Source organism: Pseudomonas helmanticensis, from assembly GCF_900182985.1.
Taxonomy (GTDB): Bacteria; Pseudomonadota; Gammaproteobacteria; order Pseudomonadales; family Pseudomonadaceae; genus Aquipseudomonas; species Aquipseudomonas helmanticensis.
In genome coordinates, this window is record NZ_FXUY01000001.1 from 2,341,239 (window position 1) to 2,362,838 (window position 21,600).

Below are 21,600 nucleotides of genomic sequence, written 5' to 3' on the forward strand. Positions count from 1 at the left end.
TTGGAGACGCCAGCGGGAAAAACGTTCAGCAATGAAAAAGCCCGGCATCGAGCCGGGCTTTTTCCTGCAAGACGATCAGTCTCAGTGACGCTTGTGACCTTTGGCCAGGTTGCTGCCCACTGCGCCGCCAGCGGCACCGCCGAGGCCTGCACCAATGGTGGCGCCGGTCTTGCCGCCGAGGCTGTTGCCGATCACCGAACCACCGGCTGCACCGACACCGCCGCCGATGGCCGCTTTAGTTCGGCTGCCCTTGCGTGCCGTCAGTGCGCTGCCCGCCGCGCCCGCAACACCGGCACCCACTGCCGCACCGGTGCTGCCGCCCATTTTCTGACCGAGCACGTTACCCAGCGCGCCACCCAGGCCACCGCCCAGCGCGGCGGTGCCATCACCGGCAGCCATTGCACCTTGAGTCACCAGAAGCCCCAGAACCAGAGCAGGCAGAGTTAAACGCATGAAGAAAACCTCAAAAATTGGGATGACAAAAAGGGCCGGGATTTAATGCCGTCGTGGCGCAAAAGTCCAGACGAAAACAATGAGTTCCGCGCACTCGGCGCCGATTGGACAGCGATTCTGCAAAAGGTTTTATCGCAGGCAAAAAAAAGCCCGCTGGGGAGACGGGCTGGAGACTTGCTTTCTAACGGATGGCTTCACCCTACTGCGCTGGACGTGAAAAGTTTGTGAAAACCCTTCGCACCTTGCCTACCACTTGTAGGACATTTCCGTGCTGAGCGTACGGACGTAAACCCCGTTCATTGACGGGGTTGTTCATTGAAAACTCACTTTCTGGCCCGCGTGGTGACCTTGGGTAAAAATTTCGCCTTCGGCCCTTTCGGTGCCGTCGACTTGATCTTGCCGGTCTGCACCGGATCCTCGCCAAAACCTGCCTGATATTCGGTCTGGCCGCAGCGCACGCAATTGTTGAAGGAAAATTCAGCGCCATCGTCTTCGATATACGGATCAGTCATACCTTCGCCCCTTCGCCATCGGTCAACACCGGCAAAAACCCTTTTGCCTGAAAAATATCGACCTCCAAGGCTTTTGAGACTAGCCGGTCATTCCTGGACTTGTGGTTCAGATCGTCTGACGCCCGACGAATGGCCTACAAAAATTCAACGCGGTGAAGTGCCTTTGGTCCTACACCGCTAAAGAGTTCCGGAGACAGGCCGTTGCCCATTTTCATACAAATGAATCTCAAGGAAAGAACATGCAAATCAACGGATTCCCCAATATGCCCGTCGTAAAACTCACGGACGAACAGATCGCAGCCGGCAAAGCCGGGGCGGAAAAACTCAAGGAAAAGATCGCTTCCGGTGAAATCACCATCAAATTACCGGGGCCGGATACGCCGGTTCTGCAACCTGGGGTCATTTACCATCCCAGTAAGCCAGTCGAACCCAACCCACCTTCTGACACACCGCCTCTCGTCGCCATCGATACACCACTGACCTATGACGGCAAAGGCAACGTGATACTCAAGCCGCAGGGCTGATCCGCAACAAAAAGAGCCCATTCAACTGCTGAGTGGGCTCACTCGCATGAAGGCCGAAACTAGCGCAACTTCACCGCAGTGCCGGTAGCAAACACCACAACCATGCCGCCCTTGCCTGCGGGCATGCTGATCTCGAAATCCACCCCGACCACCGCATCCGCCTGCAACGCACGCGCCCGCTCCTTGATTTCATCCGTCGCCTGAATCCGCGCCTCCTTCAACGCCCGCTCCAGCGTCTGCGAACGCCCACCAAAAAAGTCGCGCATGCCGGCGAACATATCGCGGATCACGTTAACCCCTTGCACCGACTCGGCACTGACAATGTCCAGGTAAGCGGTGATCTGGCGCCCCTCAATGGATTGAGTCGTCGAGATGATCATGGCGGTCGTCCTTTTACTGATGAATAAAAGCGCTGATTGTAATGCTCAACGCTATTCCGATCCGCCGCCTGATAAATTCCAGACGCCAGAAACCACAAAACCCCTGACTTCTTTCGAAATCAGGGGTTTTGTGTACTGAATGTGGCGGTGAAGGAGAGATTCGAACTCTCGATACAGTTTCCTGTATACACACTTTCCAGGCGTGCTCCTTAAGCCACTCGGACACTTCACCGTATCTCTTCAAACATGTTCTGTCTGTCGAGGCGCGCTAATGTAGTCGAAAGCTTTTCCGATGGCAAACTTTTTTTTAAGATTTTCATGCGGTTAAGAGAAAAAGTCGTTTGGCCCGCCGACGGGCCATGGCAAACCGGCCAATCTCTGGTGACGGCGCCCCTTCTATATAGAAGCAGAATGGCGTGTTGCGCCGGGTGAGGCGAGAAACGGTGACTGACGGGTCAGTCACGGCGCTTTACCTGGCTGGCGTCGGTGGGTAACGTCTGCCCATCTTTCTAATAAGGAATAGCGTCATGAGTGAGTTGATTTCCTACCACCTCGAAGACGGTATCGCGACCCTGACCTTGAGCAACGGCAAGGTCAATGCCATTTCCCCGGACGTGATTGCGGCTTTCAATGCGGCGCTGGATCAGGCGGTGACTGATCGTGCCATCGTGATCATTACCGGTCAGCCGGGGATTCTGTCTGGCGGCTATGACCTGAAAGTGATGACCGCCGGCCCTAAAGAAGCCGTGGCGCTGGTGACCGCGGGGTCGACCCTGGCGCGTCGCCTGCTCTCTCACCCGTTCCCGGTAATTGTTGCTTGCCCGGGTCATGCTGTGGCCAAAGGTGCTTTCCTCCTACTGTCCGCCGATTACCGCATCGGCGTCGACGGCCCGTTCAGCATTGGTCTGAACGAAGTGCAGATCGGCATGACCATGCACCACGCCGGTATCGAGCTGGCGCGTGATCGTCTGCGCCGTTCGGCGTTCCACCGTTCGGTGATCAACGGCGAGATGTTTGATCCGCAGAGCGCTGTCGATGCCGGTTTCCTCGACAAGGTCGTGGCTGCCGAAGAGCTGCAAGGTGCCGCCCTCGCCGCTGCGCGTCAGCTAAAGAAGATCAACATGCTCGCGCACAAGAACACCAAGCTGAAGGTACGTAAAGCGCTGCTGGAAACCCTGGATAACGCGATCATCCAGGATCAGGAGCACTTGGGCTGATCGCTCGATCCTGGCAATAAAGAAAGCCCGACCGTCGTGTCGGGCTTTTTCTTGCGCGCTCGATTTAAAAGGCAGCGACGGCTCTAGGACAGGTCTGAGCATGATTTCGGAAACATGCGCTTAAACATCGCCTATCTCCGCACTCTATAGCGGCAATTGCCGAAAACAGTGCACATCCGTACACTGCGCCACCTTTTGTCCCGGTGGGGCCTGAAAATGCTGTTCGTGTTTCGTATGTTATTGATGGGCCTGCACTTTATTCTGGCAGGAGTACTCGGGGTAATCCTCGGGATATGCCGCCCGTTCAATCCGGACAATAGCCGTCTGTGCGCTCGCCTCTACGCTTTGCCGGCCATGTGCATTCTGCGTCTGCGGGTCAAGTCCGACGTCAGTGGTTTGATCAACAAGCCAGACAGCTGCGTGATCATCGCTAACCATCAGTCCAACTACGATCTGTTTGTGTTCGGGAATGTGGTGCCGCGTCGCACTGTGTGTATCGGCAAGAAGAGCCTGAAATGGGTGCCGCTGTTCGGGCAGTTGTTCTGGCTCGCCGGCAATGTATTGATCGACCGTGGCAACGCGCACAAGGCGCGCCAGTCGATGCTCACCACCACCAACACCTTGCAGAACGAAGAGACCTCGATCTGGGTGTTCCCGGAAGGCACGCGCAACCTCGGCGAAGATTTGCTGCCGTTCAAGAAAGGCGCGTTCCAGATGGCGATTGCCGCCGGTGTGCCGATCGTTCCGGTGTGTGTCAGCAGCTACATCAAACACATGCGCCTGAATCGCTGGCGCAGCGGGAAAATCCTCATACGCTCGCTGCCGGCGATTCCTACAGCCGGATTGACCATGGATGACATGCCCATGCTGATCAATCAGTGCCGCGAGCAGATGCGCGAGTGCATCGAATCGATGGATCGGCAGCTCCAAGCTGCATGAAAAACAAACCCGCCTTGTGCGGGTTTTCTTTTGCCCGCTGAACTGTAGAGATTTCACTGACTCTCAAGCAGCGACACGGCTAAGCTGATGTCTTGTATTCCCTGTCATCTGCCAAGAAGAAGTGAACCACCACCATGGGTCGAGTTGTTGCTGCTGCGGTGTACAGCGCGGGTAAGAAAGTCACCAATATCACCCTCGATGAAGGCGCAGCCTGGGCCGCGAAAACCGGCCACTTTGTCTGGATCGGCCTCGAAGAGCCGAGCGCGCAGGAACTGTCCAACCTGCAACGCCAGTTCAACCTGCACGAACTGGCCATCGAAGATGCCCTGGAAAAACACAGTCGACCGAAGCTGGAAACCTTTGGCGACGCTTTGTTTATCGTGACCTACTCGCCGATCCGCGAACATGGGATTCTGCAGTTCATCGAAACCCACATCTTCGCGGGCAAGGGCTACATCATTACCGCGCGTAACGGTCACTCGGCGTCCTACGCTCATGTCCGTCAACGCTGTGAGGCGCGTCCACTGCTGCTGGAACATGGCGAGGACTTCGTTCTCTATGCGCTGCTGGATTTCGTCATCGAGAACTACCAGCCGGTGGGCGAAGCGATCCATGCCGAGATCGATGAACTGGAGCGCAACGTCCTGTGCAGTGCCCTCAACGAGCATGACATCCAGCGGCTGCACGGTTTGCGTCGGGATGTCGTGCGCCTGCGCCGGTATGCCGCGCCGATGGTGGAGATCGGCGAGGAATTGCAGAAACTGAGTTTCCCGTTTATCGACAAGAACATGCGCCCGTACTTCCGTGATGTGCAGATTCACGTGACGCGGCAGATGGAAGACCTCAGCACGCTGGCCGACATTGCCAGTCAGACCATCGAGATCGGTGTGTTGCTGGAGGCGTCACGGCAGAGTGTGGTGCAGCGCAAGTTCGCGGCATGGGCAGCGATTCTGGCGTTTCCGACGGCGGTGGCGGGGATTTACGGGATGAACTTCCAGAACATGCCGGAACTCAGTTGGCACTACGGCTATTTCGGGGTGCTGGGGTTTATTGCGGTGGGGTGCGTGAGTTTGTGGGCGAGTTTCAAGAAGTCCGGGTGGTTGTAAAAGCAAAAGATCGCAGCTTTCCGTAGGAGCTGCCGAAGGCTGCGATCTTTCGCTCTGCTATCAAGCAGCCTCAGGCTTTTGCGCCACAAACCGCATCATCCACTCCGCAACCGTTGCACCATGGTGCTCCTGCTCCAGACTGGCCACGCCCTTGCTGTAAATCTGCGAACCCAGCGCTTCCTGACGCAGATCCAGCAGCGCCCGCGAATAATCGTGGATGAATTCCGGATGGCCCTGGAAGCACAGCACCTGATCATTGATGTGGTAAGCGGCAAACGGGCAGAAATCGCTGGAAGCAATCACCGTGGCGTTTTCCGGCAGCGCAGTCACCTGATCCTGATGGCTGATCAGCAACGTCAGCTCTTCACGCACCGGGCTCATCCACGGCGCCTTGGCCGCGAGTTTGTAGTTGTGGGTGCCGACGCCCCAGCCCTGTGTCGCACGCTCGCTCTTGCCGCCGAGCAGCAATGCCAGCAGTTGATGGCCGAAACAAACGCCGAGCAGTTTGTCGCCACGCTCGTAACGGCTGAGCAGATATTCCTTGAGGGTCTGGATCCACGGATCAGTGCCGAACGAATCGGCCTTGCTGCCGGTGACCAGGTACGCGTCGAAAGTCAGCTCATCGTTCGGGTATTCGCCCTGCATCACGTTGTACACGGTGAACTCGGCGGCAATCGGTTGCTGCGAGAACAGGCGCTGAAACATCTGCCCGTAACCCTGATATTGATCGACCAGTTCCGGACGCAGGATGTCGGTTTCCAGAATGCAGATGCGTAGCGACATAAAAAATACCTGACACGTGATGGGAATAATGAACACCCCAGAGCCTGCCTTGAAACACCCTGACAAGGCAAGCCCCGGAAAGCTCGCTGCCCCTAGAACATTTCACCTTTTGCCGCTTTATCCAGCAGCAATGCTGGCGGCGCAAAGCGCTCGCCATACTGTTCGGCGAGATATTGCGCGCGGGCCACAAAATCCTTTACGCCGTACTGATTGATGAACTGCAGCGCACCACCGGTCCACGCGGCGAAACCAATGCCGAAGATCGAGCCGACGTTGGCGTCCGCCGTCGACGTCAGCACGCCCTCCTCCACACAGCGCACGGTTTCGATAGCCTGCACGAACAGCAAACGATCACGCACATCCTTCGGTGAGATCTGCCCGTCGGCCTTCTCGAAGCGCGTCTTCAGTTCTGGCCACAGATGCTTCTGGCCAGCAGCCGGGTATTCATAAAAACCACCGCCAGCGGCCTTGCCCGGACGCTTGTATTCGTTGAGCAGCAAGTCAATCACGGCGAACGCCGGGTGCTCAATCAGCGGTTTCCCTTCGGCCTGTAGGTCTTTGGCCGTTTGCTTGCGGATATGGCTCATCAGGCTGAGAGAAACTTCGTCAGAGATCGCCAGAGGCCCGACCGGCATCCCGGCCTTGCGCGCTTCAGTCTCGATCATCGGTGCACTGACGCCTTCACCGAGCATGGCAATGCCTTCATTGGTGAAGGTGCCGAATACGCGTGAGGTAAAGAAGCCGCGACTGTCGTTGACCACAATCGGGGTCTTCTTGATTTGCAGGACGAAATCGAAGCCGCGAGCGAGGGTTTCATCGCTGGTTTTCGCACCTTTGATGATTTCCACCAGCGGCATTTTCTCCACCGGGCTGAAAAAATGCAGGCCGATGAATTTGCTTTGATCGGGTACGGCGCTCGCCAGACCGGTGATCGGCAGGGTCGATGTATTGGAAGCAATGACCGCGTCGGCGCCCACCACCTGCTGCGCGGCCACAGACACCTTGGCCTTGAGCTCGCGATCCTCGAACACCGCTTCGATGATCAGGTCGCAACCGGCCAGATCCGCATCGGCCTCGGATGGGGTGATCCGCGCCAGCACAGTCTCACGCTGTGAGACTGTCATCTGCCCACGGGCAACTTTCTTGTCGAGCAACGCCGCCGAATGCGCCTTGCCCTTCTCGGCGGCCGCGAGATTGACGTCCTTGAGCACCACGTCAATACCCGCCGAAGCACTGACGAAAGCAATCCCGGCACCCATCATCCCGGCACCGAGCACGCCAACCTTGCGCGTGACATAGGGCGCGAAGCCCTGCGGCCGCGATCCGCCGGCATTGATCTCGTTGAGCTGGAACCAGAACGTACCGATCAGGTTTTTCGAAATCTGCCCGGTGGTCAGTTCGGTGAAATAGCGCGTTTCAATCAAGTGCGCGGTGTCGAAATCGACCTGAGCGCCCTCAACCGCCGCACACAGAATCTTCTCCGGCGCGGGCATCGTGCCTTGGGTCTTGCTACGCAGGATCGACGGCGCAATCGCCAGCATTTGCGCGACTTTCGGGTTCGACGACGTGCCGCCAGGAAGCTGATAGCCCTTCACGTCCCAACGCTGCACCGCTGCCGGATTGGCAACGATCCAGGCGCGCGCCTTGGCCAGCAGTTCATCACGATCCGCCGCCAGGTCGTCGATAAGACCGGCCTGCAACGCCTGCTGCGATCGGACTTTCTTGCCTTCGAGCAGATACGGCAACGCTTTTTCGATACCGAGCATGCGCACCATGCGCACCACCCCGCCGCCGCCCGGCAGCAGGCCGAGGGTCACTTCCGGCAGACCGAGTTGCACCGACGCATCGTCCACCGCCACGCGGTGATGACAGGCCAGACAGATTTCCCAGCCACCGCCCAGCGCCGCGCCGTTGATCGCTGCGACCACCGGTTTGCCGAGGGTTTCCAGGGTGCGCAATTGCCCTTTGAGGGTCAGCACCATGTCGTAGAAGGCTTTGGCTTCAGGCTTTCCGACCTTGATCAGCTCATTGAGGTCGCCGCCGGCAAAGAAGGTTTTCTTCGCTGACGTGATGATCACGCCGGCAATGCTGTCTTTTTCCGCCAGCAGCCGGGCGACGCACGCGGCCATGGCCTCGCGGTACACGGCGTTCATGGTGTTGGCGCTCTGGCCCGGCATGTCGATGGTCAGCACGACGATGCCGTCCTGGCCTTTTTCGTAACGAATGGCTTCGCTCATAACAAGGTTCCTTGAATTCGGGGCTCAGAGGCGTTCGATGATGGTGGCAATGCCCATGCCGCCGCCGACACAGAGCGTCGCCAGGCCAAAGCGCAGACGCCGCGCTTCCAGTTCATCGAGCAGGGTGCCGAGGATCGCGCACCCGGTGGCGCCCAGCGGATGGCCCATGGCGATGGAGCCACCGTTGACGTTGACCTTGGCCGGATCGACGGCCATGTCCTTGATGAACTTCAGCACCACTGAAGCAAACGCTTCGTTGACCTCGAACAGGTCGATGTCCTCCACGCGCAGTCCGGCCTTGGCCAGCGCTTTGCGCGTCGCCGGAGCAGGGCCGGTAAGCATGATGGTCGGATCGGTGCTGGTCACCGCCGTGGCGACAATCCGCGCCCGTGGTTGCAGGCCCAGTGCGCGGCCCTTGGCTTCGGAGCCGATGAGCATCAGCGCGGCACCGTCGACGATCCCGGAACTGTTGCCCGGCGTGTGCACGTGGTTGATTCGTTCGACATGGCTGTAGACCCGCAGCGCGGTCGCGTCGAAGCCCATCTGGCCGATCATTTCGAAACTCGGCTTGAGCTTGCCCAGGCCTTCCAGCGTCGATTCGGCGCGAATGAACTCATCGTGATCGAGCAGGATGATGCCGTTCTGATCCTGCACCGGCACCAGCGATTTGTTGAACGAACCATCGGCCCGCGCCCGTGCCGCTTTCTGTTGCGAATACAGGGCGTAGGCATCGACGTCCTCGCGGCTGAAGCCTTCGAGCGTGGCGATCAAGTCCGCACCGACGCCCTGCGGGGTGAAGTGGCTGTGCAGGTTGGTCTGCGGGTCCAGCGCCCAGGCGCCGCCATCGCTGCCCATCGGCACCCGCGACATCGACTCGACGCCACCGACCACCACCAGGTCTTCAAAACCGGAGCGCACTTTCATCGCGCCGAGGTTCACCGCCTCCAGACCCGAAGCGCAGAAGCGGTTGATCTGCACGCCCGCGACGCTGACATCCCAATCGGCCACTTGCACCGCGGTTTTGGCGATGTCGGAGCCCTGATCGCCAATCGGCGTGACGCAGCCGAGGACCACGTCATCAACCTGGCTGGTGTCCAGCGCGGTGCGCGTTTGCAGAGCGCTCAGCAGGCCGGCGACCAGATTCACCGGTTTGACGCTGTGCAAGGCGCCATCCGCTTTGCCTTTGCCACGGGGCGTGCGTAACGCGTCGAAAATCAAAGCTTGGGTCATGACGTCCTCGAACCTGTGCGGTGAGTGATTTCTTGTGCCTTCACTCTTGACCCGAGCGGTCGCAGATTCAATGACCACAGCGCTCAATGCGGTTGACGCACACGCTCAGACGGACGGTCATCAAGCCTTGGGTGAACCGGTTCAGGTCGCCGAGTTGTCTAGCAAGCGGGCGGCAAAGAAGCTGGCAATACGCCTCATGCCTTTTTAATCGCAATTTCTTAAAGCTCCATATGAAATGGATCTAAGCCAAGCGTGACGCGGGCCCTAAGGTAGTACATGTACGTCAGGGTCGTCGGGTTTTGCCGGGACAGACGTTCTTCAACAGGAAGTGCAACGCGCGCCGTCATGGATATGCAGGCACGCATCAGGAAATAACAATAAAGGCGGTCAAGCCATGTTCAAACAACCGAAAGTTCGTCAAGCAGGACTCATTCTTTTCGCCACGACGCTGTTGTTGATTTTGCCGAATTTGACCAAGGTAATCGGCTGACTCAAGCGGCAGGTGCGGTTTATCGCCACTGAAAATATGACTGGCCCGCTACCCGGGCCAGCGTGGCTGTGCCAACCTTTGCGCACTTCCACGACATGGACGGCGATCATTTGAAAGCGCTCATTGTGTTCGGGGCCATGCTGCTGAGCATGCCCTTGTCTGCCGCGCAGTTGGACTTGCAACTGGGTGAGAACAGTCGCACCTGGCAGACCGAGGAGTTGCTCAAGCATCCTCAGGTGCAAACCCTGACGATTAAAAACGACGTGTCCTACAAGAAGGACATGACCTATCGCGCCGTGCCCGTGGCCGCGCTTCTCACCGGCATCAAGCCGGAAGATCACCTGCAAGCCGTGGCGCTGGACGGGTTCGCTGCGGAACTGGCCGCAGCGCCGCTGCTCAACCGCCAAGGCGCGCGAGCCTGGCTGGCAATCGAAGACCCGGCCCAACCGTGGCCGCCGTTGTCGGAAGGCAAGCACAGCGCCGGGCCGTTCTATCTGGTGTGGACGGATCCGCAGGCCGGCAATATCAGCCCGGAACAGTGGCCGTTCGAAGTGGCGAGCATCAAGCGCATGGCGCCGGTGGCGGAGCGGTTCCCTGCCCTGCTGCCTGATCCGGCGTTGAGGAAAGATGATCCGGTGAATCTGGGGTTTGCGTTGTTTCAGAAGAATTGCCTGGCGTGTCACCGATTGAACGGTGCCGGGGATGCGCAGTTCGGGCCGGATCTGAATATTCCGTATAACCCGACCGAGTATTTCGGCGTGGACTTCCTGAAGCGCTACATTCGTGATCCGCAGAGTTTGCGCCAGTGGCCGCAGGCGAAGATGCCGGGGTTTTCGGCGGATGTGTTGCCGGATGGGGATCTGGAAATGTTGGTCGGGTATCTGAAGCACATGGCCGGACGCAAGGTTAAACCCTGACGCTTGCGCCCCCCTCTGTAGGAGCTGTCGAGTGCAACGAGGCTGCGATCTTTTGATCTTTGGAATCAAGATCAAAAGATCAAAAGATCGCAGCGTGCCGCAGCTCCTACAGGGGATGGTGTTTACTGTTGCTGGACGGAGATGATCGGGGTCGGCGAGACGAACACCTTCGCGTGCATCTGCTCGCATCCGCCGCCTCGGCGCATGCCGCGCACCGGGCAGGCATCGAGATAGTCCAGACCCACCGCCAGCTTAAGATGCCGCTCCGGCCGCGCCAGTTCGTTGGTCACATCGAAGCTGTACCAGGCGTCATCCAGCCAGGCTTCCGCCCAGGCATGACTGGCCAGGTGTTCACAATCCTCGCTGTACAAATATCCCGAAACGTAACGCGACGGCACACCCAGACTGCGCGCACAGGCCAGAAACGCATGGGTGTGATCCTGACAAACCCCGGCACGCCCGGCGAAGGCTTCGGCGGCGCTGGTGTCGACTTCGGTCGAACCCGGCGTGTAGGTCATGTGCTGGTTCAGGCCGTGCATCAGATCGATCAGCGCGGTGCGATCGCGCCGTTGCTTGCAGGATTTTTCCGCAAATGCGCGCAGGGCCTCATCCGCCTCGGTCAAGCGGGTAAAGCGCAGAAACGGCAGCGCCGACTGGCTTTCGTGTTCGGCCTCGCGCAACTCATCGATATCGACCTGCCCCCGCGCGCCAATGATGATCGCCTCGTGCGGCTCGTCCATGGTCAGCACGTGCAGGATGTTGCCGAACGGATCGAGCTGCGCACGCACCGGCCGTGGCAGGTCGAGCTGCCAGCTCAGCACATGCTGGCGCTCGCTGTCGTGGGGTGTCAGTCGCAGGTACTGGATGCTCGCCCGCACCTTATCTTCGTAGTGATAAGTGGTCTCGTGGCTAATGGAAAGTCTCATGCAGCCTCCAGGTAGGAACTGTGAATGGCGTTACCCAACTGGCGCACCAGCGGGATGAATTCGGTCAGCCAGGCGTGCAGGCCTTCCTCGAGGATTTCGTTGATGCCGGTGTAGCGCAGGCGCGCGTCCATTTCGGCGGCCAGACGTTGCGCGGGGCGACCGTTGGCGCCGGGCAACTGCGCGAGAATCTGGTCGATCTCTTCGGTGCAGGCCCTCAGCGAACGCGGCACATCGGCGCGCAACAGCAACAACTCGGCGACGTGCCGGGCGCCGGGCGCGTCGCGATAGATTTCGGTGTAGGCCTCGAACGACGACAAGGCGCGCAGCAACGCGCTCCACTGGTAATACGCGTGGGCCGTGCCGTCGCTGACCGCTTCGGCCTGATCGCCGGCCATTTCGTAGCGTGCATCGAGCAGTCTTAAAGTGTTGTCCGCACGCTCGATAAAGGTGCCGAGACGAATGAAACGGAACGCATCGTTTCGCATGATCGTGCCGTAAGAGGCGCCACGAAACAGGTGCGAACGCTCCTTGATCCATTCGCAGAAACGGCTCATGCCATAGCGACTGAGACCTTGTTCGGCGATCCCGCGAATTTCCAGCCACGTCGAGTTGATGTTCTCCCACATGTCCGCCGTGATACGTCCACGCACCGCATGAGCACTCGCCCGTGCCGCGCCGAGGCAGCTGTAGATGCTCGCCGGATTGGCCGCATCGAGGGCAAAAAAGTGCAGCAGGCGTTCGGCATGCAACGCGCCATGACGCTCCAGATAATCCTCAAGGGTGCCGGTGATCAGCAACGGCATGGCCAGTTCGTGCAGACCATCGCCGCGACCGTCCTGCGGCATCAGCGACAGCGAATAACTGACGTCGAGCATCCGTGCGAGGTTTTCCGCCCGCTCCAGGTAACGCGACATCCAATACAGATCCGAGGCAGTTCTACTTAACATGGCAAGCTTCCTTCAATCCTCGACCACCCAGGTGTCCTTGGTTCCGCCGCCCTGGGATGAGTTCACCACCAGAGAGCCTTCGCGCAGTGCGACGCGGGTCAAACCGCCAGGCACCACGCGGGTTTCACGCCCGGACAAGACAAACGGGCGCAGGTCGATGTGGCGCGGCGCGATGCCGTTTTCGACAAAGGTCGGACAGGTCGACAGCGACAGCGTCGGTTGCGCGATGTAAGCGTGAGGCTTGGCCTTGATGCGCTCGCGGAAGGCATCGATTTCGGCCTTCGTCGACGCCGGCCCCACCAGCATTCCGTAACCGCCGGAGCCTTGGGTTTCCTTGACCACCAGATCTGGAAGATTGGCCAGCACATGGGAAAGTTCAGACGGGTTGCGGCATTGCCAGGTCGGCACGTTTTTCAGGATCGGTTCTTCGTCGAGGTAGAAACGGATCATGTCGGTGACAAACGGGTATACCGATTTGTCGTCCGCCACGCCGGTGCCGATGGCATTGGCCAGCACCACGTTGCCGGAACGATAGGACGACAGCAGCCCCGGCACGCCGAGCATTGAATCCGGGTTGAACGCCAACGGATCGAGGAACGCGTCGTCGAGGCGGCGGTAGATCACGTCTACCGCTTTCGGGCCATCGGTGGTGCGCATGAAGACTTTGTCGTCACGCACGAACAGGTCCGCGCCTTCGACCAGCTCGACGCCCATTTCCCGGGCGAGAAACGCATGTTCGAAAAAGGCACTGTTGAAGCGCCCCGGCGTCAGCACCACGACGCTTGGGTCGTCAATCGGGCTGGAGCTTTTCAGGGTATCGAGCAGCAGGTTCGGGTAGTGATCGATTGGCGCAATGCGTTGCGCGGCGAACAGCTCAGGGAACAGGCGCATCATCATCTTGCGGTCTTCGAGCATGTAGCTGACGCCACTCGGCGTGCGCAGGTTGTCTTCGAGCACGTAATACGTGCCGTCGCCATCGCGCACCAGATCGACGCCGGAGATGTGCGAATAGATATCGCGGTGCAGATCCAGACCTTGCATCGCCAACTGGTATTGCTCGTTGGCCAGCACCTGTTCGGCGGGAATGATCCCGGCCTTGATGATGCGCTGCTCGTGATAGAGGTCGGCGAGGAACATGTTCAACGCCTTGACCCGCTGGATACAGCCGCGCTCGACGATCCGCCATTCACTGGCGGGGATGCTGCGCGGAATGGTGTCGAAAGGAATCAGGCGCTCTGTGCCCTGCTCGTCCCCATAGAGCGTGAAGGTAATCCCGGCACGATGGAACAGCAGATCGGCCTCGCGGCGCCGTTGGGCCAGCAGCTCGTCAGGCGTGTCGGCCAGCCATCGGGCGAACTCCCGATAATGCGGGCGAACCTGGCCGCCGGCATCGTACATCTCATCAAAATAGGTGCGGATCATGCCGTACTCCTTGTCACCCGGACATACAGGCCTTCGCAAGGCCCGTGCCATCGGCATAAACGCTTTGATTTCAATCGGTTGGATATTCACGCCAGAGACACCGCACCATTCCTGTGCGGCAAATGCCCCAACCTGATTGCCCCCGCTTCATTGCGACGCACTGCATCGCCTATCAGCAGCATAGTCAGAGTTGATTTCACTGCCCGGCCTTGGCTGCGGATAATCCGCGCATTCGCTGCAAAACTTCCCCGCGCACAGCGCCGCGAAGTCGCCAGCTCAACTGACCTGGACTGCTCCCGCAGCCCGACCCGCTGTAACCCTGACCGGTTTCCTCTCCTTATCGGTCTTCCCTTTTAGCCACCCTTTTCGGTGGCTTTTTTTTGCCTTTTGGAAATGTTTTGAAAGCAAAAGATCGCAGCCTCCTGTAGCTCCTACACCAATCACCTGTAGGAGCTGCCGAAGGCTGCGATCTTTTGATCTTCTATCTATAAAAATTCAATTCAACCGGTGGCGGCTACGCACCTCCTGTTTCACCCCCCAGCCCTCGATTATCCCGCCCAAGGGCTCGACCACTGCCGAAAAGCCCTGCTCGAAATCGCCAATGTCGTCATATGTCGCGTACATCACCTTGCTCAATTCCAGCGCCCACGCGCCATCATCACGCACACTGACCTGGGCATTGATGGATTCACCACGAAATTTGCCTGCAGCCCTGCGCGCCCGCTCCTCGTCCGGGAAAATGGCGTAGAACTCGATGGGATGGAATCGGGAAAAATCGAAACCGCCTTCTTTCATGCGGCGCAGAACATTGCTGCTGATGTCTTCTTGATAGGCTGTGCTCATGAATCGTCCCCCTCGCATAGATGGATAGACTTTCCGTATTCCCGCCCCGGGCCTTACAGGCCAAAGCACTTCGGCAACGGGGTTGCCGGCGGGAAACAAGCATGTAGCTGACAAGACCAGACCTTAGCGATCCGTTCGCTGATCTCGCTTGCAGAGTAGCCCCAAGATAGAGCTGCTGCCAAGGCCTGGTGTGAAAGGTGACAGGAAGAATGTCAGACGGGAGTAATGCTGCGGATTTCGATGCTGTTCTGGGTTTTCAGGCTTTTCGCCCCCGCGTCGGGGGTACGCCCTTCCAGATCGTTGAGATCCAGTTCGGCAGCAACGGGCAGAAGCCGTGCCTTGATCAATCGAGCGGCCTCATCGTCGCTGGGGCATTCCGCGCGCTCGAACACCTCATCGACAATTTCACCATGATCGTCCACGAAAGTGACTTTCCACTTTTGCATCGGTGCCTCCTCGATCAAACCCGCAAATGGGCTTACACCTATCTCGACTTATACGCCGGGGGTTGGTTCAAAAGGATTACAGCGGACGAAGATGAAAAAAACGACATCTGTCACTGGGGCTGCCGCAGGCTGCGATCTTTTGATCTTGTTTTTAAGATCAGAATCAAAAGATCGCAGCCTGCGGCAGCTCCTACAGGTTCAATATCAGTCGTTGCTTGGCTTGTTGATCGCCTGCAGCACGTATTGCGGCAAGGCGAATGCGCCGATGTGGATTTCCGGGTTGTAGTAGCGCGTGACGATGCCGCTGCCGATGAAACGCTGCTGCAGGGTTTCACGGCTCAGCTTGCGGTAGGCCGGATGGGTCGAGCCCCAGGCGAAGGTCATCGAGCCGCCGATGTAGGTCGGCACGGCTGCCTGGTAGAAGTGCCAGTCCGGGAACAGGCTGTTCAGGCGCCCGGCGGTGGTTTTCACTTCGTCGATCTGCATGAACGGCGTGCCGTTCTGGGTCACGAGGATGCCGCCTTCGTTCAGGCAACGGTGGCAGGCCTGGTAGAAGTTCTCCGAGAACAGCACTTCGCCCGGGCCGATCGGGTCGGTGGAGTCGGAGATGATCACGTCGAATTTTTCCGTGGTGGTGGCGACGAAACGCATGCCGTCGTCGATCACCAGGTTCAGACGTGGATCGTCGTAGGCGCCGCTGGAGTGGTTCGGCAGGAACTCTTTGCACATGTCGACCACGGTGCCGTCGATCTCGACCATGGTGATGTGTTCGACGCCGGCGTGTTTGCTTACTTCGCGCAGCATGCCGCCGTCACCGCCACCGATGATCAACACGCGCTTGGCGCTGCCGTGGGCGAGGATCGGCACGTGGGTGAGCATTTCGTGGTAGATGAATTCGTCGGCTTCGGTGGTCTGGATCACGCCGTCCAGCGCCATGACACGGCCCATGCGCGGGTTCTGAAAGATCACCAGGTGCTGGTGTTCGGTGCGCACTTCGTGCAGCAGTTTTTCCATGCGAAAACGCTGGCCGTAGCCTTCGTAGAGGGTTTCCAGGTACTCGCTGGTCTTGGTGACGGTCATGGTGAAGTGCTCCGATGAATGCGCGGGCGTTAATCGTGGGGACGATTGCCCGGGAAAGGCGCGCATTCTACGTTGCCGAAGATGACAGGTCGAACCTCACAACCACAATCCCTGCAGGAACTGCCGCAGGCTGCGATCTTTTGACATTGATTTTTAAAAGCAAGATCAAAAGATCGCAGCCTTCGGCAGCTCCTACAGGGGTATCGCGGTGTTGGTTGATTCAGATCCGGACGTTGCCTCGTGGGCCGGCGATTGCCCAGATGATCAGGCCCAGCACTGGCAGGAGGATGATCAGCAACACCCAGACGATTTTCATCCCGGTGGAGGCGCCGCTTTTCAGCACGTTGATGATGGCCCAGATGTCGAGGGCGAGAATGATCAGGCCGATCAGACCGTTGAACGTGGAACCCATGGCGTTGCTCCAGAATAGTGGCATGCACTTTTAGGATAGACGGTCGCGCGCAGGGTTCCCTTTTATTGCGCTCAGACGTGAACAGCGATTTTCAGCGCTTCCAGCGCAGGTGCCGCAGTGATGCCAGCCTCAGCGCACAATTCGAGGACGCGCGGTACGTCATTGCCGTAGACCAGCACCATTTGCAGCTCGTCATCGAGCAACTGGCTGAAGTTCATCAACGTGTAGCCGCCGTTTTCCTTGTTCATGCTGCTCATCTGCACCTGGATGCGGTTGAGTGCGGTCAACGCTTCGGTCTTGGCCAGTTGCTTGGGCTTGAGGTTGAAATCGACGCCCGGGCCGAACGAGGCAACGATCTGTGCAAACAGGTCGCCATAGGAGTCAGCCTGGAATAGCACGGTTTCCGGCAGGCTGCCGACCACGACCCACTCGCCCAGCGGAATCGGGAAGGTGTCGTCGTAGTTGATGTCCGGGTTGGCGGTCAGAAAAGCGTCGGCATCGGCGTAGGCTTGCGCCGCTTCCTCGGCCACTTTCAGGATCTCGTCCTCGCCCATGCAGCCGGAGCTGATTTTGCTGATGAGTTCGACGAGTGCGGCTTTCATGAGGGCGGATCCTGTGGCGAAGGTGAAATTTCAGGGCGCGGAGGATAGCGCACAAAGCAAAAGATCGCAGCCTGCGGCAGCTCCTACAGAGGAATCAGTGTAGGAGCTGCCGCAGGCTGCGATCTTTTGACCTTATCAACCCAACAATTTTTCCAGCTGCGCCATGGTATCAACCGCGCCCATGGTCCGCGCCGCGTCCAGCGCGGTCACGCCGTTGGCGTCCTTGGCCTGCGCGTTGGCGCCTTTGCTGATCAGGTAATCAACGATTTCAACACGGTTGAACATCGCCGCCATCATCAACGCCGTGCGGCCATCGAACGACGAACCTTCGATCTCGGCACCGGCCTCGACCAGCGCTTTCACCACGGCCAGGTCACCTTTGAACGCCGCACCGGCAATCGGGCTCTGGCCGTTGCCATTGCGCATTTCCGGATCAGCCTTGTGCTTGAGCAGCACCTGCACCGCGTCGACATGGCCGTAATAGCTGGCCAGCATCAGCAAAGTGTCGCCCTTGCTGTTTTTCAGGTTCACCGGCAAACCGGCGGTGACCAGGCGATCAAGCATCTCGGCATCACCGTCGCGCGCCTTGTTGAAAACCTGCTCGGTGAATTCGGCAGCTTCTTCAGGGGTCATCTGGCGGCTTTGGTCGGACATGGGGCAACTCCACTTTCGGTCGATCGGAAAGCCGACAGTTTCCCGAGCGCGGCGAAAGCTGTCACCCCCTTTTTCTCAAAAGCGCTTATAGCCAGAATCAATAACGATGCTTGCCCTGATGAATTTCCGTCAACACTTCGTCAGTGACTCGAACATAAGTCTGCGTACCAGGCAGCCATGCGTAGATCGGGTCATCGCCCGTCTGACCGGGGTCGAAGCCTTCGTTTTTCAGGCGCGTCTTCTGGTATTTGAAGGTGCCGGTGGTTTCCATTTTGACTTTCACCCGCAAGAACAACGGCACCGCATAGGCGGGCATGCGTTCGCGGGCAAACGTCAGTAACTCGGCAAAATCCAGCGTGGCCAAGGATTCTGCCGGGGTGATTGCCGCCATGCCGGCGCGGCCGTTGGTGTTGCGGATTTCCACGCCATACGCCACCGCCTCGGAGATATGCGGGTGTTGCAGCAACAGGTTTTCGACTTCCGTGGTCGAGACGTTTTCGCCCTTCCAGCGATAGGTGTCGCCGAGTCGATCGACAAATTGCGCGTGGCCGAAACCGATGTTGCGCAGCAGATCGCCAGTGTTGAAGAAACGATCGCCCTTACTGAACACGTCGTGCAACACGACCTTGGCGGTTTTCTGAGGATCGGTGTAACCGTCCAGCGGCGCTTTCTCGTCGATCCGCGCCAGCAACAGGCCCTGCTCGCCTTTGCCGACCTTGCGCATGAACCCGTCGGCGCTGCGGATCGGCGCACCGCTGTCATGGTCGTAGGCGACCAACTCCCAAGCCATCAGCGAGAAACCGATGGTGTTGTCGAAGTTGAGAATGTTGGTGAAGCCGATGTTGCCGTCGCTCGCCGCGTAAAGCTCACAGATGTGTTCGACCGCGAAGCGTGTCTTGAACTCGGCCCAGGCACCGGGGCGCAAGCCGTTGCCGATCATCTTGCGCACGTCGTGACGGCTGTCGTCGGCGCTGGCCGGTTGGTCGACCAGATAACGGCACAACTCGCCGACGTAACCAATAGTGGTCGCGCGATAGCGGCGCACATCGTTCCAGAACTGGCTGGCGCTGAATTTGCGCCGAATCGCGAAACCGGAAGCGCCGTTGACCGCCGAGCCCCAACACACACAGAGGCCGGTGGCGTGGTACAGCGGCAAGGTGCAATAGACGACGTCGTCGGGGCGCATGTCGAGAGCGATCATGCCGAAGCTCGCTGAACTGCGCATCCAGCGGCCATGTTTGAACACCCCGGCCTTGGGCAGGCCCGTGGTGCCTGAGGTGTAAATGTAGAAACACGGATCGTTGAAAAATACCTGCCGGCTGCTCGGCGGATTTTCGCTGCTGGCATCGGCACTGGCGCTGATCAGGTTGACGTAACCGTCGGGCGCAATCCCCGGATGGCTGTAGGTGTCGTGGTCGGCAATGAACCAGGTGCGCTGCGACGCTATCGATACTTGCTCGCGCACTGCCGCAAACGCGGGACTCAATTCTTCGCCGACGACGATCGCCACCGGCGCCACCAGATTCACGCTGTGGATCAGCGTGTCGCGAGTCTGAGAAGTGTTGAGCAACGCACTGACGGCACCGATCTTGGCCAGCGCCAGAATCGTCACCAGCAATTCCGGACGGTTCTCGACGAACACCGCCACCACGTCGCCCTTGCCAATGCCCTGCCCGCCCAAATAATGAGCGATGCGATTGGCCCATTGATTGACCTGCGTGTAGGTCAACACGACCTCGCCCTGCAATAACGCCGGGCCTTGGGGATTGCGCAGGGTCGCTTGTTCAAATGTCCAGCCAAGGCCACAGCTTTGGGTCGGATCCGTGACGTTGGCTACCTTCATGCCCTTGACCACCCGCGGGATGGCTTTGGCAATCATCGGCAGTTTGCGGAGCATCATGCCCCAGGTAATCGTGTCGCTTGGCGCGTGACTCATGACAGCTCCCCGTTCGGCCTTGGTGTTGGCCGGTGTTTTTATTTTCGGGCAATGGCTTGGTGCAACCGACGCATTGGAGCGTGGATCGAGATCGAAAATACGTCAGCACTTCTCGGGCTGTACACGCGGTTTTTGCAATGTTTTGTATCCGCTGTTTGTGCGGATGCGACGAGGATCGCCAAGTAATCGAATGGTTCCGTCAAATCGACAACGATCCCGCAAAATGCAGGATGCACGATGGCCACTCATGCAGATTGCACGACACCTGAAAATCTCGTTATTTACAACACATTGATTTATAAGGATATTTTAAATTTAAAATGCTGGCACAATCTCTGCAACCTCCTCTGCATGCTTGCCATTCAAGTGCATACGGAGCTGAAAGACATGAGCCTGATCCAAGAAAAATTTACCTCGCTGTTCTCCAACTTCGAAGTCACCACCGCGCCACGTCCCGATGGCGGGATCCTGCTGACTCTGCGCAGCAGCGACGGCAAGGTGTTTAAACGCGCACTGACCTATCAGCAACTGCATGCCGGTGACCAACTGTCGTGGGCGATCAGCGCGATTCGCCGTGACCTGGCCGAACAAGCCAGCGAGTTGCCGCAAATTGCCATGTTGCAGAGCCAGCAGCGTTTTGCGCTGCCGACGTATCACTCGCTGTAATTTGTAAAACGCCTTAAACGAAACAGGCCGTGGAGCATGCGCTTCACGGCCTGTTTTTTTATGCGCGATCTCTACTACGATCGCTAACTCTTTGTAGGAGCTGCGGAACGCTGCGATCTTTTGATCTTGTTCTTAAAGATAAGGATCAAAAAATCGCGGCGTGCCGCAGCGCCTACAGGGGTTTTGGGTGGTCAGAAGGCTTCGGGTTCTATGCCGGAGAATGTGTCGACGGCGATGTGGCTTCCCAGCTCGCCGCCTTCGCGGGCCAGGCCGCAGGTCTGCAGGCCGGCCGATTGCGCGGCGTCGAGTTCTTCGACGATGTCGGAGAGGAATAGAATCTCTTCCGGTTCAACGCCGATGGCTTGCTGGATGTTGGTGTAAGACTGCGCCTCACGCTTGGGCCCCGACGTGGTGTCGAAGAAACCGTCGAACAGCGGCGTTAGATCCCCCGCCTCCGAGCAGCCGAAGATCAGCTTCTGCGCCTGAATCGAGCCGGACGAATACACAAACAGTTGATAACCCGCCGCGTGCCAGCGTTGCAGTGCTTCAACGGCGTCCGGGTAAACATGCCCTTTCAACTGCCCGGCGTGATAACCCTGCGCCCAGACCATACCCTGTAAGGCCTTGAGCGGCGTGGCTTTGCGATCTTCCTCGATCCAGCTCAAGAGAATTTCAACGACCCGTTCAACCTCGGCCTGCGGTGCATTGCTGTCACGGCGCACGGCGTCGAGTTGCTCGGCGACATCGGCACGCTCGGCGTTCTGCCGAACGAAATCCGGCAGGTGTTTGGCCGCGTAGGGAAACAGCACGTCAAACACGAAACTCACCGCGCTGGTGGTGCCTTCGATGTCGGTGACAATGGCTTTGATCGACATCGA

At 58.7% G+C, this 21,600-nt stretch carries 23 protein-coding genes and 1 tRNA gene; 6 read left to right on the forward strand and 18 right to left on the reverse strand.

Features of this window, described 5'->3' with window-relative positions:
• Nucleotides 1-81: 81 nt before the first annotated feature.
• The gene (locus tag QOL84_RS10245; RefSeq protein WP_129391356.1) at nt 82-453 is read right to left on the reverse strand and encodes a bacteriocin; all 372 of its coding nucleotides are present in this window, start codon (nt 451-453) and stop codon (nt 82-84) included.
• Between the two features lie 323 nt (nt 454-776).
• On the reverse strand, nt 777-965 hold the full coding sequence (locus tag QOL84_RS10250) for a hypothetical protein (RefSeq protein ID WP_129391353.1): 189 nt from the start codon (nt 963-965) through the stop codon (nt 777-779).
• A 239-nt stretch (nt 966-1,204) separates the two neighbouring features.
• Here QOL84_RS10250 and QOL84_RS10255 point away from each other — a divergent pair, with 239 nt between their 5' ends.
• Nucleotides 1,205-1,489, forward strand: coding sequence for a hypothetical protein (locus QOL84_RS10255; protein ID WP_283437144.1), 285 nt, complete (start codon nt 1,205-1,207; stop codon nt 1,487-1,489).
• Nucleotides 1,490-1,548: 59 nt separating this feature from the next.
• Here QOL84_RS10255 and QOL84_RS10260 read toward each other — a convergent pair whose 3' ends face one another.
• Nucleotides 1,549-1,869, reverse strand: coding sequence for a YbjQ family protein (locus QOL84_RS10260; protein ID WP_129391348.1), 321 nt, complete (start codon nt 1,867-1,869; stop codon nt 1,549-1,551).
• A gap of 142 nt (nt 1,870-2,011) precedes the next feature.
• Nucleotides 2,012-2,101: transfer RNA gene (locus QOL84_RS10265), tRNA-Ser, on the reverse strand.
• Nucleotides 2,102-2,396: 295 nt separating this feature from the next.
• On the opposite strand from QOL84_RS10265, the gene QOL84_RS10270 reads away from it, so the two are divergent.
• The 3 genes from QOL84_RS10270 to QOL84_RS10280 all read left to right on the forward strand — a co-directional run bounded on the left by QOL84_RS10270 (nt 2,397) and on the right by QOL84_RS10280 (nt 5,131).
• A complete protein-coding gene (locus QOL84_RS10270) occupies nt 2,397-3,086 on the forward strand; it encodes a crotonase/enoyl-CoA hydratase family protein (RefSeq protein WP_283437145.1) in 690 nt (229 codons plus the stop codon).
• A gap of 216 nt (nt 3,087-3,302) precedes the next feature.
• Nucleotides 3,303-4,025, forward strand: coding sequence for a 1-acylglycerol-3-phosphate O-acyltransferase (locus QOL84_RS10275; protein WP_129391345.1), 723 nt, complete (start codon nt 3,303-3,305; stop codon nt 4,023-4,025).
• Nucleotides 4,026-4,159: 134 nt separating this feature from the next.
• Nucleotides 4,160-5,131 carry a magnesium and cobalt transport protein CorA gene (locus tag QOL84_RS10280; RefSeq protein ID WP_283437146.1) on the forward strand — a complete coding sequence of 324 codons (972 nt, stop codon included), beginning with the start codon at nt 4,160-4,162 and terminating at the stop codon, nt 5,129-5,131.
• A 60-nt stretch (nt 5,132-5,191) separates the two neighbouring features.
• Here QOL84_RS10280 and QOL84_RS10285 read toward each other — a convergent pair whose 3' ends face one another.
• The 3 genes from QOL84_RS10285 to QOL84_RS10295 form a co-directional block, all read right to left on the reverse strand.
• Entirely contained in the window at nt 5,192-5,914 is a 723-nt protein-coding gene (locus tag QOL84_RS10285; protein WP_283437147.1) for an amidotransferase, read from the reverse strand.
• 92 nt (nt 5,915-6,006) lie between these two features.
• Nucleotides 6,007-8,151 (reverse strand): 3-hydroxyacyl-CoA dehydrogenase NAD-binding domain-containing protein, encoded by a 2,145-nt coding sequence (locus tag QOL84_RS10290; RefSeq protein ID WP_283437148.1) that lies wholly within the window; start codon nt 8,149-8,151, stop codon nt 6,007-6,009.
• 24 nt (nt 8,152-8,175) lie between these two features.
• Nucleotides 8,176-9,381: an acetyl-CoA C-acetyltransferase gene (locus tag QOL84_RS10295; protein ID WP_283437149.1), complete on the reverse strand. Its 1,206-nt coding sequence runs from the start codon at nt 9,379-9,381 to the stop codon at nt 8,176-8,178.
• Between the two features lie 585 nt (nt 9,382-9,966).
• Between QOL84_RS10295 and QOL84_RS10300 the strand changes: the two genes are divergently transcribed.
• The gene (locus QOL84_RS10300; RefSeq protein ID WP_283438645.1) at nt 9,967-10,788 is read left to right on the forward strand and encodes a c-type cytochrome; all 822 of its coding nucleotides are present in this window, start codon (nt 9,967-9,969) and stop codon (nt 10,786-10,788) included.
• Nucleotides 10,789-10,910: 122 nt separating this feature from the next.
• On the opposite strand, the gene QOL84_RS10305 is transcribed toward QOL84_RS10300, so the two are convergent.
• The 10 genes from QOL84_RS10305 to QOL84_RS10350 form a co-directional block, all read right to left on the reverse strand.
• The gene (locus tag QOL84_RS10305) at nt 10,911-11,714 is read right to left on the reverse strand and encodes a transglutaminase family protein (RefSeq protein WP_008080952.1); all 804 of its coding nucleotides are present in this window, start codon (nt 11,712-11,714) and stop codon (nt 10,911-10,913) included.
• A complete protein-coding gene (locus QOL84_RS10310; RefSeq protein ID WP_129391327.1) occupies nt 11,711-12,661 on the reverse strand; it encodes an alpha-E domain-containing protein in 951 nt (316 codons plus the stop codon). Before QOL84_RS10310 ends, QOL84_RS10305 begins: the two co-directional genes overlap by 4 nt.
• 12 nt (nt 12,662-12,673) lie before the next feature.
• The gene (locus QOL84_RS10315; protein WP_007914061.1) at nt 12,674-14,083 is read right to left on the reverse strand and encodes a circularly permuted type 2 ATP-grasp protein; all 1,410 of its coding nucleotides are present in this window, start codon (nt 14,081-14,083) and stop codon (nt 12,674-12,676) included.
• Between the two features lie 495 nt (nt 14,084-14,578).
• Entirely contained in the window at nt 14,579-14,926 is a 348-nt protein-coding gene (locus QOL84_RS10320; protein ID WP_008080948.1) for a ribonuclease E inhibitor RraB, read from the reverse strand.
• 212 nt (nt 14,927-15,138) lie between these two features.
• Nucleotides 15,139-15,372 (reverse strand): hypothetical protein, encoded by a 234-nt coding sequence (locus QOL84_RS10325; RefSeq protein ID WP_283437150.1) that lies wholly within the window; start codon nt 15,370-15,372, stop codon nt 15,139-15,141.
• A gap of 204 nt (nt 15,373-15,576) precedes the next feature.
• Nucleotides 15,577-16,452, reverse strand: coding sequence for a polyamine aminopropyltransferase (speE, locus tag QOL84_RS10330; RefSeq protein WP_283437151.1), 876 nt, complete (start codon nt 16,450-16,452; stop codon nt 15,577-15,579).
• 220 nt (nt 16,453-16,672) lie between these two features.
• Entirely contained in the window at nt 16,673-16,864 is a 192-nt protein-coding gene (locus QOL84_RS10335) for a PLDc N-terminal domain-containing protein (RefSeq protein WP_016773784.1), read from the reverse strand.
• Between the two features lie 71 nt (nt 16,865-16,935).
• A complete protein-coding gene (locus tag QOL84_RS10340; protein ID WP_283437152.1) occupies nt 16,936-17,466 on the reverse strand; it encodes a hypothetical protein in 531 nt (176 codons plus the stop codon).
• A gap of 135 nt (nt 17,467-17,601) precedes the next feature.
• Nucleotides 17,602-18,120 carry an ankyrin repeat domain-containing protein gene (locus tag QOL84_RS10345; RefSeq protein WP_283437153.1) on the reverse strand — a complete coding sequence of 173 codons (519 nt, stop codon included), beginning with the start codon at nt 18,118-18,120 and terminating at the stop codon, nt 17,602-17,604.
• A 97-nt stretch (nt 18,121-18,217) separates the two neighbouring features.
• Nucleotides 18,218-20,056: a long-chain-acyl-CoA synthetase gene (locus QOL84_RS10350; RefSeq protein WP_283437154.1), complete on the reverse strand. Its 1,839-nt coding sequence runs from the start codon at nt 20,054-20,056 to the stop codon at nt 18,218-18,220.
• 387 nt (nt 20,057-20,443) lie between these two features.
• Here QOL84_RS10350 and QOL84_RS10355 point away from each other — a divergent pair, with 387 nt between their 5' ends.
• Nucleotides 20,444-20,722, forward strand: a complete 279-nt coding sequence (locus tag QOL84_RS10355; RefSeq protein ID WP_129391315.1) for a DUF3509 domain-containing protein — start codon at nt 20,444-20,446, stop codon at nt 20,720-20,722.
• A 191-nt stretch (nt 20,723-20,913) separates the two neighbouring features.
• Here the strand turns inward: QOL84_RS10355 and mtnC are convergent, their stop codons facing one another.
• Nucleotides 20,914-21,597: an acireductone synthase gene (gene mtnC / locus QOL84_RS10360; RefSeq protein ID WP_283437155.1), complete on the reverse strand. Its 684-nt coding sequence runs from the start codon at nt 21,595-21,597 to the stop codon at nt 20,914-20,916.
• Nucleotides 21,598-21,600 lie beyond the last annotated feature (3 nt).

Excerpts from the sequence above, each read along its gene's own strand:
- QOL84_RS10245 (WP_129391356.1), bottom strand. The coding sequence starts at position 453 with ATGCGTTTAACTCTGCCTGCTCTGGTTCTGGGGCTTCTGGTGACTCAA.
- QOL84_RS10250 (WP_129391353.1), bottom strand. The coding sequence starts at position 965 with ATGACTGATCCGTATATCGAAGACGATGGCGCTGAATTTTCCTTCAAC.
- QOL84_RS10255 (WP_283437144.1), top strand. The coding sequence starts at position 1,205 with ATGCAAATCAACGGATTCCCCAATATGCCCGTCGTAAAACTCACGGAC.
- QOL84_RS10260 (WP_129391348.1), bottom strand. The coding sequence starts at position 1,869 with ATGATCATCTCGACGACTCAATCCATTGAGGGGCGCCAGATCACCGCT.
- QOL84_RS10270 (WP_283437145.1), top strand. The coding sequence starts at position 2,397 with ATGAGTGAGTTGATTTCCTACCACCTCGAAGACGGTATCGCGACCCTG.
- QOL84_RS10275 (WP_129391345.1), top strand. The coding sequence starts at position 3,303 with ATGCTGTTCGTGTTTCGTATGTTATTGATGGGCCTGCACTTTATTCTG.
- QOL84_RS10280 (WP_283437146.1), top strand. The coding sequence starts at position 4,160 with ATGGGTCGAGTTGTTGCTGCTGCGGTGTACAGCGCGGGTAAGAAAGTC.
- QOL84_RS10285 (WP_283437147.1), bottom strand. The coding sequence starts at position 5,914 with ATGTCGCTACGCATCTGCATTCTGGAAACCGACATCCTGCGTCCGGAA.
- QOL84_RS10290 (WP_283437148.1), bottom strand. The coding sequence starts at position 8,151 with ATGAGCGAAGCCATTCGTTACGAAAAAGGCCAGGACGGCATCGTCGTG.
- QOL84_RS10295 (WP_283437149.1), bottom strand. The coding sequence starts at position 9,381 with ATGACCCAAGCTTTGATTTTCGACGCGTTACGCACGCCCCGTGGCAAA.
- QOL84_RS10300 (WP_283438645.1), top strand. The coding sequence starts at position 9,967 with ATGGACGGCGATCATTTGAAAGCGCTCATTGTGTTCGGGGCCATGCTG.
- QOL84_RS10305 (WP_008080952.1), bottom strand. The coding sequence starts at position 11,714 with ATGAGACTTTCCATTAGCCACGAGACCACTTATCACTACGAAGATAAG.
- QOL84_RS10310 (WP_129391327.1), bottom strand. The coding sequence starts at position 12,661 with ATGTTAAGTAGAACTGCCTCGGATCTGTATTGGATGTCGCGTTACCTG.
- QOL84_RS10315 (WP_007914061.1), bottom strand. The coding sequence starts at position 14,083 with ATGATCCGCACCTATTTTGATGAGATGTACGATGCCGGCGGCCAGGTT.
- QOL84_RS10320 (WP_008080948.1), bottom strand. The coding sequence starts at position 14,926 with ATGAGCACAGCCTATCAAGAAGACATCAGCAGCAATGTTCTGCGCCGC.
- QOL84_RS10325 (WP_283437150.1), bottom strand. The coding sequence starts at position 15,372 with ATGCAAAAGTGGAAAGTCACTTTCGTGGACGATCATGGTGAAATTGTC.
- speE (WP_283437151.1), bottom strand. The coding sequence starts at position 16,452 with ATGACCGTCACCAAGACCAGCGAGTACCTGGAAACCCTCTACGAAGGC.
- QOL84_RS10335 (WP_016773784.1), bottom strand. The coding sequence starts at position 16,864 with ATGGGTTCCACGTTCAACGGTCTGATCGGCCTGATCATTCTCGCCCTC.
- QOL84_RS10340 (WP_283437152.1), bottom strand. The coding sequence starts at position 17,466 with ATGAAAGCCGCACTCGTCGAACTCATCAGCAAAATCAGCTCCGGCTGC.
- QOL84_RS10345 (WP_283437153.1), bottom strand. The coding sequence starts at position 18,120 with ATGTCCGACCAAAGCCGCCAGATGACCCCTGAAGAAGCTGCCGAATTC.
- QOL84_RS10350 (WP_283437154.1), bottom strand. The coding sequence starts at position 20,056 with ATGAGTCACGCGCCAAGCGACACGATTACCTGGGGCATGATGCTCCGC.
- QOL84_RS10355 (WP_129391315.1), top strand. The coding sequence starts at position 20,444 with ATGAGCCTGATCCAAGAAAAATTTACCTCGCTGTTCTCCAACTTCGAA.
- mtnC (WP_283437155.1), bottom strand. The coding sequence starts at position 21,597 with ATGTCGATCAAAGCCATTGTCACCGACATCGAAGGCACCACCAGCGCG.